The organism is Streptomyces sp. NPDC021356 (assembly GCF_040641015.1).
GTDB lineage: Bacteria > Actinomycetota > Actinomycetes > Streptomycetales > Streptomycetaceae > Streptomyces.
The window spans coordinates 392,718-401,987 of the sequence record NZ_JBFACU010000003.1 but is presented as its reverse complement, the minus strand read 5'-3'; the positions used below and the strand labels follow the sequence as shown (position 1 = coordinate 401,987).

6 protein-coding genes and 1 pseudogene are annotated in these 9,270 nt (G+C 74.6%); all 7 read right to left on the bottom strand.

From position 1 onward, the window contains the following. Positions 1-228, bottom strand: a pseudogene (locus tag AB0G56_RS05825) (hypothetical protein); the annotation flags it as partial. Then, positions 225-2,516 carry a vWA domain-containing protein gene (locus AB0G56_RS05820; protein ID WP_360964192.1) on the bottom strand — a complete coding sequence of 764 codons (2,292 nt, stop codon included), beginning with the start codon at positions 2,514-2,516 and terminating at the stop codon, positions 225-227. The gene AB0G56_RS05820 and the pseudogene AB0G56_RS05825, both read right to left, overlap by 4 nt. 64 nt (positions 2,517-2,580) lie before the next feature. Next, positions 2,581-3,132 (bottom strand): Pycsar system effector family protein, encoded by a 552-nt coding sequence (locus AB0G56_RS05815; protein ID WP_360964189.1) that lies wholly within the window; start codon positions 3,130-3,132, stop codon positions 2,581-2,583. Continuing rightward, complete coding sequence (locus AB0G56_RS05810; protein WP_360964186.1) at positions 3,129-4,352, bottom strand: hypothetical protein; 1,224 nt, start codon at positions 4,350-4,352, stop codon at positions 3,129-3,131. The genes AB0G56_RS05815 and AB0G56_RS05810 overlap by 4 nt, the downstream gene beginning before the upstream one ends. Next, positions 4,345-7,107 carry a hypothetical protein gene (locus AB0G56_RS05805; RefSeq protein WP_360964183.1) on the bottom strand — a complete coding sequence of 921 codons (2,763 nt, stop codon included), beginning with the start codon at positions 7,105-7,107 and terminating at the stop codon, positions 4,345-4,347. Before AB0G56_RS05805 ends, AB0G56_RS05810 begins: the two co-directional genes overlap by 8 nt. A gap of 5 nt (positions 7,108-7,112) precedes the next feature. Continuing rightward, positions 7,113-7,934 (bottom strand): hypothetical protein, encoded by an 822-nt coding sequence (locus AB0G56_RS05800; RefSeq protein ID WP_360964180.1) that lies wholly within the window; start codon positions 7,932-7,934, stop codon positions 7,113-7,115. 123 nt (positions 7,935-8,057) lie between these two features. Further along, entirely contained in the window at positions 8,058-8,783 is a 726-nt protein-coding gene (locus AB0G56_RS05795; RefSeq protein WP_360964177.1) for a Crp/Fnr family transcriptional regulator, read from the bottom strand. Between the last annotated feature and the right edge of the window lie 487 nt (positions 8,784-9,270).

The window sequence follows — 9,270 nt, the reverse complement described above, 5'->3', positions numbered from 1 at the left end:
GGAGCGCCGTGCGGCGGGTGCGGAGTGCCGTACGACCGCCGTGGAGCGCCGTGCGGCGGGTGCGGAGTGCCGTACGACCGCCGTGGAGCGCCGTGCGGCGGGTGCGGAGTGCCGTACGACCGCCGTGGAGCGCCGTGCGACCGCCGTGGAGTACGGCGCGGCGGACGCTGCGCGCGGATCGGCTGCCACCCGGTGCGGCGCCCGCCGGCCGGACGTCCCGGCGGTCACAGGTAGTCCCCGTAGGCGCCACCGGTGCCGCCGTCGCCGGGGGTGGGGGCCGTCGTGGACCTGTGCTGCGTACCGCCCGGGTGCGTGTCCTCGCCCAGTTGCAGGTACAGCCGTTCGGTCAGCGCCACGCGGCTGCCGGCGCGCAGCGGGGTCCGGCCGCCCTGCCGGCGCAGGACCGCTCCGCCCTCGGGGTTGCGGCGGACGGCGTAGGGGCCGCCGTGGTTGCGCTTCTCCAGGCGGGGGTTGCGGTGGGCCTCGGCGATCGCGAACTCGTACCACTGCTTCTTGTTGCCGCGTCCGGCCTTGTGCTCGTACAGCAGGTCGCCGTCCTCGGAGACCAGGTGCAGTTTCAGCCCGTACGGGTCCCGGCGGCGCCGGCGCAGCCGGGACCAGGCGACGGCGGCCAGGACGAGGAGCACGAGCACGACGGCCGCGATCACGAACGCCCACCAGTACTGGTCCCAGATGCCGGGCTCGGGGGTGACCCGCAGGGAGAGCGGGGAGGCCGCCAGGGCCCGGTTCCCGTCGGTGGCGTCGGTGACCTCGACGGTGGCGGCGAGGCTCAGTCCGTCGCCGAGGCGGTCGCCGAAGACGCCCGCGGGGGCCACCTCGATGCTCACCTTGCGGGTGCCCGACTCGCCCGGCGCGAGCGTCACGGTGGCCGGGCTGACGGAGAGCAGCCCGGAGCGGACGTCGGCGACGGACAGGTGCAGGGTGTGCGCGGTGGTGCTGCTGTTGTGGACGTCGAGGGTGCCGGTGACGGTCGCGCCGGGGTGGACGTCCGCGGCGGGCAGGTCGAGCGGCGCGGTGACGGGCGGGGGGCCGGGCGCCACGTCGATGCCCAGGTCGCGGGTGTCGGCCTTGAGGCCGGAGGCGGTGAGGGTGGCGCTCACCTTCAGGGTGCCCCGGGCGCTGCCGGGGACCTGCACGGTGCCGGTGAAGAAGCCGTCGCCCGCCGTGCGGTCGGGTCGCGTGCCGTCGTCGGTGAGGTTCAGGGTCTGCGGGGTGAGGCCCGCGCCGGTCAGCCGGCCGGCCACCCGCAGTCCCGCGTAGTCGCGCGGGTCCTTGATCTCGTAGCCCTCGCGGGTCTGGAGCCGCATGGTGACCGTGACCTTCTCGCCGGCCTGCGGTGAGGGCGGGTCGGCGGTGAGGGCGCCGCGCAGTTCGCCCTGCCACAGCACGCTGACGGCGACGGGCAGGGAGCGGTGTCCCTCGGGGGCCTCGGCCTTCACCTTCCAGGTGCCGGGCAGCGGGTCCACGACCTTGAGCGCCTCCACCGTCCCGGAGCCGCCGGCCAGTTCGAAGCCGGACTTCTCGTAGGTGCCGTGCGTGGGCACCTTGTTGCCCCGGGGGTCGTAGTAGGTGATCTTGACCGCGGGGTCGCCCTTGTCGACGACGATGCTGCCCACGGTCGCCAGCGGGGAGATGCCGATGTCCAGGGTGGCGGGCGGGCGTTTGCTGGGGCCCTGTTCGTGGCGCAGGCAGTGGGCGGCGGCGAAGATCTCCTCCAGCGTGCTGCCGATGTCCTTGGACCCGGACACCTTGTGCGCCTTCGGCGCGGCGGAGGGCAGGGCGACGCAGCCCTTCTGGTAGCCGCCGGCGGCCATCCGGTCGAGCTGCTGCTTGTCCGGGTCGGCACCGAAGCCGAGCGGCCAGACCTGCACGCCGTGGGCGGCGGCGTTCGCGAGTTCCTGCTTGAGCTGGCGTTCGCCCTCGGCGGTGCGGTGGGCCGGGTCGCCGTAGGCGGGGCTGCCGGTGACGTCCAGTTTCCCGTCGGTGAGCAGGAACAGGACCCGCGGCTGGGAGGGGTCGGTGCCGTCGGTGAGGTCGTGCACGCCCTGGCGTATCGCGCTCGGGAAGTCGGTGCCGGTGCCCTCGTCCTTCTTGCGGCCGCGCAGTCGGCCGACGCACGTGTCGATCGTCTCGCGGCCCGCCGCGTCCAGCGCGGTCCGCGGGCAGACCGGGTCCACCGCGCGCTGGTCGGCGGACTCCGCGGCGGCGAAGCCGTAGACCGTGACGTGGGAGTCGGAGGAGACGTCGCCGAGCGCGATCCGCGCGGCGGCGGCCTTCTCGGCCTTCATGTCGTCGGGCGTGAGACTGGCCGACTCGTCCACGGCGACCGCGTAGTTGACCGCCGGGAACGCCGGGACGGCGTCCGCCACCGGCGCCGTGCCCCGGCCGGCCGGGGCCAGCAGGGACACGAGCACCGCGGCGCCGCCCAGCGCCGAGACCGCGGCGCGGCGCGCCCGGCCCCTTCCTGTCTGCCGTCTTCCCGTGACTCTTCCCACCGCGTCCCCTGTTTCTTTGGTTCGTGTCTGTCTTCGGTGCTCTGTGCGGGCCCGGCCGCGTGCCTCAGCGCGAGGTCAGGCCCCAGACCAGGGCCAGTGCGGAGGACGGGGCGAGCGAGCCCACTCCCCAGCGGATGGCGCGGTACTTGGCGGACAGGATCGAGCTGACGTCCACCGCCTGGACGAGCAGCCAGCGGGTGGGATCGAGGCCGGCGTCGGCGACCCGGGCGGTCAGCCCCGCCAGGTCGCGCGGGGCCACCAGGTCGCCGAAGTACGTCACCCCGTTCCCGCCGCGGACCGTGCCGGTGCGCGGCAGCAGCGCCCCCACCAGGGCGCCAACCGCGACGGCCCAGAACACCCCGGCCAGGACGAGCGTCAGGTCGGCGGGTCCGTGCCAGCCGGGCGGGCCGTGCCAGCCGACCAGGAACGCGGGCAGGGCCAGCGTTCCCGACAGCAGCACGGCCGCCTTCGAGTCGGCCCTCCCCAGGTCCTCGCGGACCGTGTTGAGCAGCCGTTCGGCGATGCGCTCCTCCGCCCGGTCGTGGCTGTGCCGACCCCCGTTCGGCACGGGCACGACCGGGTCGGAGGAGGTCTGGGCGCCCCCGTCGGCGGTCACCGGTCCTCATCCGCCCAGGGCCAGCCGTCGTCGTCGGAACGGCTGCGGCGGGGCGGCTCGCGGTCCGGGTCGTCGCCGGTACGGGTGCGGCGGGGCGGCTCGCGGTCCGGGTCGTCGCCGTACGGGTCGTACGGCTCGGGCCGGTGGACCCGGTGGTCCCGGTGGACCCGGTGCGGCGGGTCCTGGTCCGCGTCGTCGGCCGGGTAGCGCTCCGGGTGCTCGGAGCTGCCGGGTACGGGCTCGTCCCACAGGGAGTCCGTCCGCGCCGGCCTGCGGCGCGGCGGGTCGTCCGAGGCCCAGTCCGGAGTGAACGGCCGCTCCTCGCCCGCCTCCAGGCGGCGCGGCTCCCGGCGGGCGGGACCCGAGCCGATGGGGCCCTGGATGGGGCGTCCGCGGCCCTGGTTGAGGAGGTTGAGGACCTGCGTCTCCACGTCGGCGGCGTGCAGTTCGCCCGCCATGGCCATGGAGTACAGCCGGTCCAGGCGGTCCTTCTCGTCCTGCCGGCCCTCCTGGCGGATCTTCTCCAGGAAGTCCTTGGCACCGTCGGGGTCGGCGGCCAGCATGTAGGTGAGCTGTTCCATGTCGCCGCCGCGCAGCATGCGCCGGAACTCGTCCTGGCGCACCCGGGTCACCTCGGCGTCGGCGTGCACCTCGCGCTTCTTCTGCGCGTACGCGATGGCCTCGTCGTCCACGCCCAGCCGGACGTAGAGCCGTACCCGAAGGCCGAGTTCGCCGCCCAGGTCGCTCCAGCGCCCGGCGACGCACTCCTGCGTGATGAGCCGGTTGGCCTGGTCGGCCTCGGTGACGGGGTAGCCGAGGGTGACCTCGCGCAGCCGTTCCAGTACGGGGGAGGTGAGGCGCCCGGCGACGTCGGTCACGACGTTGACGGCGGCCAGGTGCGGGTCGGTCACCTCCCACTCGATGTCCACCTCGGCCTTGAAGAAGCTGGTGCCGCCGGCGGCGGGCAGCTCCATGTCGAGGGTGGTCACGAAGGTGCCCTGGGCGATCTCGCAGACGGTGTACGGCCGGGCCAGGGCGCGCTTGCCGACGTGCTGGACGCCTGCGACGGTGATCACGCTGTAGCCGCCGTTGCGGTAGAACACCACGGAGGCCCGCTGGGCGCTGACCGGCGGGTAGCCACCCGTCGGCGTGTACTCCCGCAGGAACGGCCCGGCGGGCGCCGGGCCCCCGGCACCGGCGCGGTTCTCGTCCTCAGCCATGCCTCTCCTCCTCGCGCGTTCCCTCCCGGCGTGACCGCTCCCGGCGCGGTGGTCCACCGCGATCGGGTTCCTGGCGCGGTGGACCACCGCGCGACGGTTCCCGGCGCGACGGGTCCTGACGCGTCGAGTCCTGGCGCGACGGGTCCTGACGCGACGGTTCCTGGCGTGCGGGCCGTCGCGGTGCGACGGCGAGCCGCCACAAGTCGCGCGCCCGGGCGTCGGGCAGCGGCTTCTCCGGGTCGTTCATCATGCGGCGCAGCAGCCAGTCCAGCCGCCGCCGGTCGTACTCCTCGGTGGCCAGCGCCGGCAGCAGCGCCGCCAGCCCCGGCCGGGTCCACTCGGTGCCGTCCTTGCGCACCGCCGAGCGCAGCAGCGTCTCCAGCGCGTCCATCGCCACGTCCTTGGAGCGCGCGGTGTTGAGCGCCGTCCACATCAGGTCGGCCATGGGGCCGACGAGGGCGGGACGGTCGGCGGCGAGGGCGAGCGGCAGCGGCCAGTCGCCGCGGTCGGCCAGCGGCGAGTCGGGGTCGTCCGTCAGCACCTCCTCGACGGTGGTCAGGGCGAGCCGGACGGTGGTGACCAGGCCCATGTCCTGGTACCGCTCGCGCTTGTGGTGGGTCCACTCGGCCATCCGGGACAGCACCCGGGGCGCGTCGGGCAGCGCCAGGAGCCGTACGACGTTGAAGGAGGCGACGGCGAGCTGGTCCCCGTCGCCGTGGCTGCCGATGCGGGCCAGCGCGTCCAGGGTGTCGTCGGTGGTGGCGGCGGCGTTGCCGTAACCGAGTGCCATCGCCGCCGTCCAGCGCAGCCGCGTCGTGCCGTGCCGGCTCCACTCGCCGACCAGCCGGTGCACGGCCCCCCGGTGCGAGGCATGCCGTGCGGCCTGGTCCAGCGTGGTGGCCGCGAAGATCCGCCGCAACGGCGTGGGCGCCTCGGCGAGAGGCCGGACCAGCTCCGTGTAGCCGTGGTCGAAGTCGCGGACGCACAGCTCGCCCGCGGCGACCGCCGCGCGCATCCACACCTGGGGGCGAGGGTCGTCGGCCAGCAGCCGCAGCCAGCGCATCACCGGCGCCCGGGTGGGGAAGTGCCGGTCCCACAGCTCGGCCAGCACGGCGGACGGCAGCGCGGAACCGCGGTACCAGATCAGCCGGGCCGGGACCTCCGCACCGGCCACCTCGACCGTGCCGTCGGTCAGTTCGGCGCGCGAGAGCGCCAGGTCGGCGTCCGGGTCGTCGCAGAACAGCGGGCGGGCCGGGGTGTTGTCCGGGTCGCACTGCACGGACAGTTCCCAGGTCAGCAGGTGGGCGGCGGACGCCACCGCGCTGTGCGGGGCGCCGCCCAGTACGGCGAGGGCGATCCGGAACGCCACCGGGTGGAACAGGGTGGCCGTCCCCGGCCGTGCCGTCTTCCCGTCCGGCTCGGCCGCGGGCGCCGTCAGCGCGCGGTCCACACCGGCGAACCACTCCTGGGCCTGGGCGGCGGCCAGGCTGCGGCACCCGGACAACAGCGCCTCCTGGGAGACGTCCCCGAGCACGTGGCCGGCCAGCAGCGAGGCGAGCAGTTCGGCCTCGGCGGGCCGCAGGTCCTTCAGTCCCACGGCGTCCTTGACGTCGTCGCGGTCGGCGAGTGCCTCGGCGCGGGCCAGCAGGTCGTCCGGGCGGGCGTCCTCGCCCCGGGGTGACGTGGCCGCGTGGCGCTCCAGGCGCTCGCGCAGCCGGGTGCGCAGCAGTTCCTGGGTCGGCGCGGGCGGGCAGAGCATGCCGTACCGGCCGGCGAGCAGCGGGTTGGCCGCCGCGCCGACGGACACGACGACGACCGCGAAGGCGTCGTGGCGGTCCAGGGCCGCGGCCAGTTCGTCGAGGTCCATCTCGGCGGGGGGAAGGGTGCCGGGCCGGGTGAGGGACACCTCCAGCAGGAATCCGCCGCCGGGGCGGCCCTCCTCGTCCTCCTCGCCCCGCGACTCGCCCAGCGAGGCGGCCAGTTGGCGTACTCCGTCGTCCGGGCCCACCCGTCGCACCCGGTGCCCGGAGGCGGGCTGCGCGCCGCTGCCGTGCGGGGCGCGGGTGGTGACCTCGTCGAGCAGGGAGAGGGCCGTGCTCGTCCGCCCGGTGCCCGGGGCGGCGCCGAGCACCAGCAGGCGGCGGGCCCGGAGCGCGTGGCGCAGTTGCACGTACCCCTGCGGTTCCACGTGGATACGGCGGAGCCTGCGCAGTTCCTCGTCGGGCACCGGCCCGCTGCGCATGGCCGCGCCTGACCTGCGGCTGTCGAGGAGCAGGTTGACGTCGCCGATGTGGGCGGTGCGGAAGTAGTTGTGGTCGAAGCTGGTGAAGTCACGCCCGACGTCGAACAGTTGCCGAGTGGCGCGGCGGGTGCGGGCAGCCGCGGCGAGGTCGGTGGTGCCGTCCTCGCTCTCCTCCTCGGCCAGGGGGTCGCGGGTGTGTTCCTTGAACCGCCCGGCGGCGCGCTCCCGCTCCTTCTCCCGCTCCCGCTCCTTGTCCTTCTCCTTCTCCTTGTCCTTCTCCCCGTCCTGTCCGGCGGCGTCGTCCGGGTCCTCGTCGTCGGACCGGGACCCGCGCCCGCCGCCGTCGGCCCCCTCGTCCCGGGAGCGCTCGCGCCTGTCCCTCTTCTCCTCGCCCCGCGGGGTGCGCCCACGGTCCGGTTTCTCCGCGTCGCGGGGCTTGTCCGGCTTGTCGCGGCGCACCGGCCTTTCCAGGGGCTGTTCGGCCGGGCCGTCCGTCTGCGGTTCGTCGCTCACCCGGCTCAGCCCTTCTGCTCGGGTTCGCGGCCGGTGCTCCGGCCGATGTGCACGGGCTGCTGGTACACGTTGTCGTGGTGCTGGGACATGTCCCCGTGCACGGTGTACTGGGCCGGCAACGGGTCCGCGACGGGCGCGGCGGCACCGGACGGTCCCTCGCCCTCGGGCGCGGGGGCCTCGGCGGCGGGGCGGGGCGGGGCGCCGTCCGGGGCCGGCGGGGTGGTCGCGGGGATCTGGGGAGCGGGCCGGCCGGGCAGGTGGAACCAGGCGGTGACCTCGCCCTCCTTGAGTTCCAGCCGGGCGGGGGTGTAGCGCTCGGGCTCGATGAACTTGCCGCCGCTGCCGACCACCTCCTCGTACAGGGACGCGGAGGTCACCAGGACGAGGTCGGCGTCCTCCGCGTCCAGGAGCCGCCGGGCCACGGAGGAGTCGGCGAGCCGGCAGGCGAGGTCGACGGCGCGTCCGCTGATGCCCCGGTCGTCGTGGCGGACCGGGCCGACGTGCATGCCGATCCGCAGCCCCAGGGGCACCCGCAGGCCGCGGTTCTCCTCCCGCAGCTTCTCGTGCACCTCGACCAGCCACAGGCCGAGCAGGCGGGTGGCCGCGATCCTGCCCTGCACCGCCAGCAGCACCCCGTCCCCGCGGTCCTCGGTGTGCAGGGCGTCCGGGGGGACGGCGGCGTGCGTGAAGGCCGTCTCCAGCACACGGTAGATACGGGCGCGCATCCGCTGCTTGTCGACGTCGTCGTACCGGCCCGACCGTCTGGCGTCGACACTGATCACCAACTCGTAGTGTGCTTCGGTGAGTTCGTTGGCGTCGTGGTTCACCCGTGTCCCCCTGCGAGTTCTGTGCGCTTGCCGAAGAGGTGGTGGTCTCGGTGTTCCGTCCCTCAGAGCCTGCTCTGCGGAACGGGGGCCGTCTGTAGCCGTTTACACACGTCGGGGCGGGAGCTACTCCTGGTGGCCGTCCGCGAGGAGCGCGAGCAGCCCGGGGTCGAGGACTTCCACCATCCTGTTGCCGGTCCGGACGATGTTCTGGGTGCGCAGCAGACGCAGGGCCTTGGCGACGGCCTCGCGGGTGGCGCCGACCGTGGCGGCCAGTTCGTCCTGGGCCAGTCGGACGACGGGGCCGGCGGGCCGGGGGCCGGCCGTGGGGCTCGCCCGGGAGGGGGCGTAGGGGCCCGCAGAGGCGGAGGCTTCGGAAAGTTCGGTGAGCCGGCTGGCCAGGCGTTGCAGCACGGTGAGGGAGGCGAGCGCGGACCGTTCCTGGTCGGCGCTGCGGAGCCGGAAGGTGAGCTGGCGTATCACCAGACCGCTGACGCGGGGGTGCAGAGCGAGGAAGCGGCGGAAGGCGTCCCCGGAGATGACCTGGGCCTCGACGGGTCCGAGCGCGCGCACGGTGGCGCTGCGCGGGTGCGGGTCCAGCGCGGCCATCTCGCCGAGGAGTTCGCCGGGGCCGCGCAGCCCGAGTATCAGCCCGGGGGCGCCGCGGTCCGTAGACACGGAGACGGTCACCCAGCCCCGGTCGATGATCAGGACGTGGCTCGACCGGTCCCCCTCGGTCAGGAGATGTGCGTCCGCCGGGTAGTTCTTGCGGCTGCCGAGCGCCATCACGCTCTCACGTTCCTGGGCAGTCAGGGCATGCGCGAATGCCAGCTCACCGCCGAGCAGCCCCATGCCACGCCCCCCGCCGCAGTCCGGATGCCTGTGCCTCGTTGGCGATGATGGTGACAGAGCGTCGATTTAGGGCGAGTGAATTACGCCACATTCGTGTACTGGTCAGTAATCAGGGAGCTGGCAGGTAGACCGCTCGCATGTGCCGCGGTCGTACGGTGTCGGCCGTCCCGGAGCCCGCGCCAGTCCCGCCGCCGGGCCCCGGCTCGCGGAGAGGAGGGTGAGGTCAGACCCGGCGCGGCGGCGCCTGGTGTCCCCCGCGGCCGGAACCTGCCGATCACCCGCTTTTGGCGAGAACTCAGGTTTTCCCGGCACGGAGGCGGTGATGGCGAGGTGAGGAGGGGGTGAGAGGACGGTGAGGCACCCTCCGCCGGCCGGGTTCCGCTTGCCGCCCCGGCACGCTTTCCGGCCGTCGGGCGGAGGCACGGCGGGCAGCGGCGGCACGCTCCCCGCCCTCGCGCGGGAGAGGAGTTGGCAGCGGGAGCGCTCG

Bases quoted from the DNA above. Each gene is read 5' to 3' on its own strand.
- AB0G56_RS05795 (WP_360964177.1), bottom strand. From the start codon at position 8,783: ATGGGGCTGCTCGGCGGTGAGCTGGCATTCGCGCATGCCCTGACTGCC.
- AB0G56_RS05810 (WP_360964186.1), bottom strand. From the start codon at position 4,352: ATGGCTGAGGACGAGAACCGCGCCGGTGCCGGGGGCCCGGCGCCCGCC.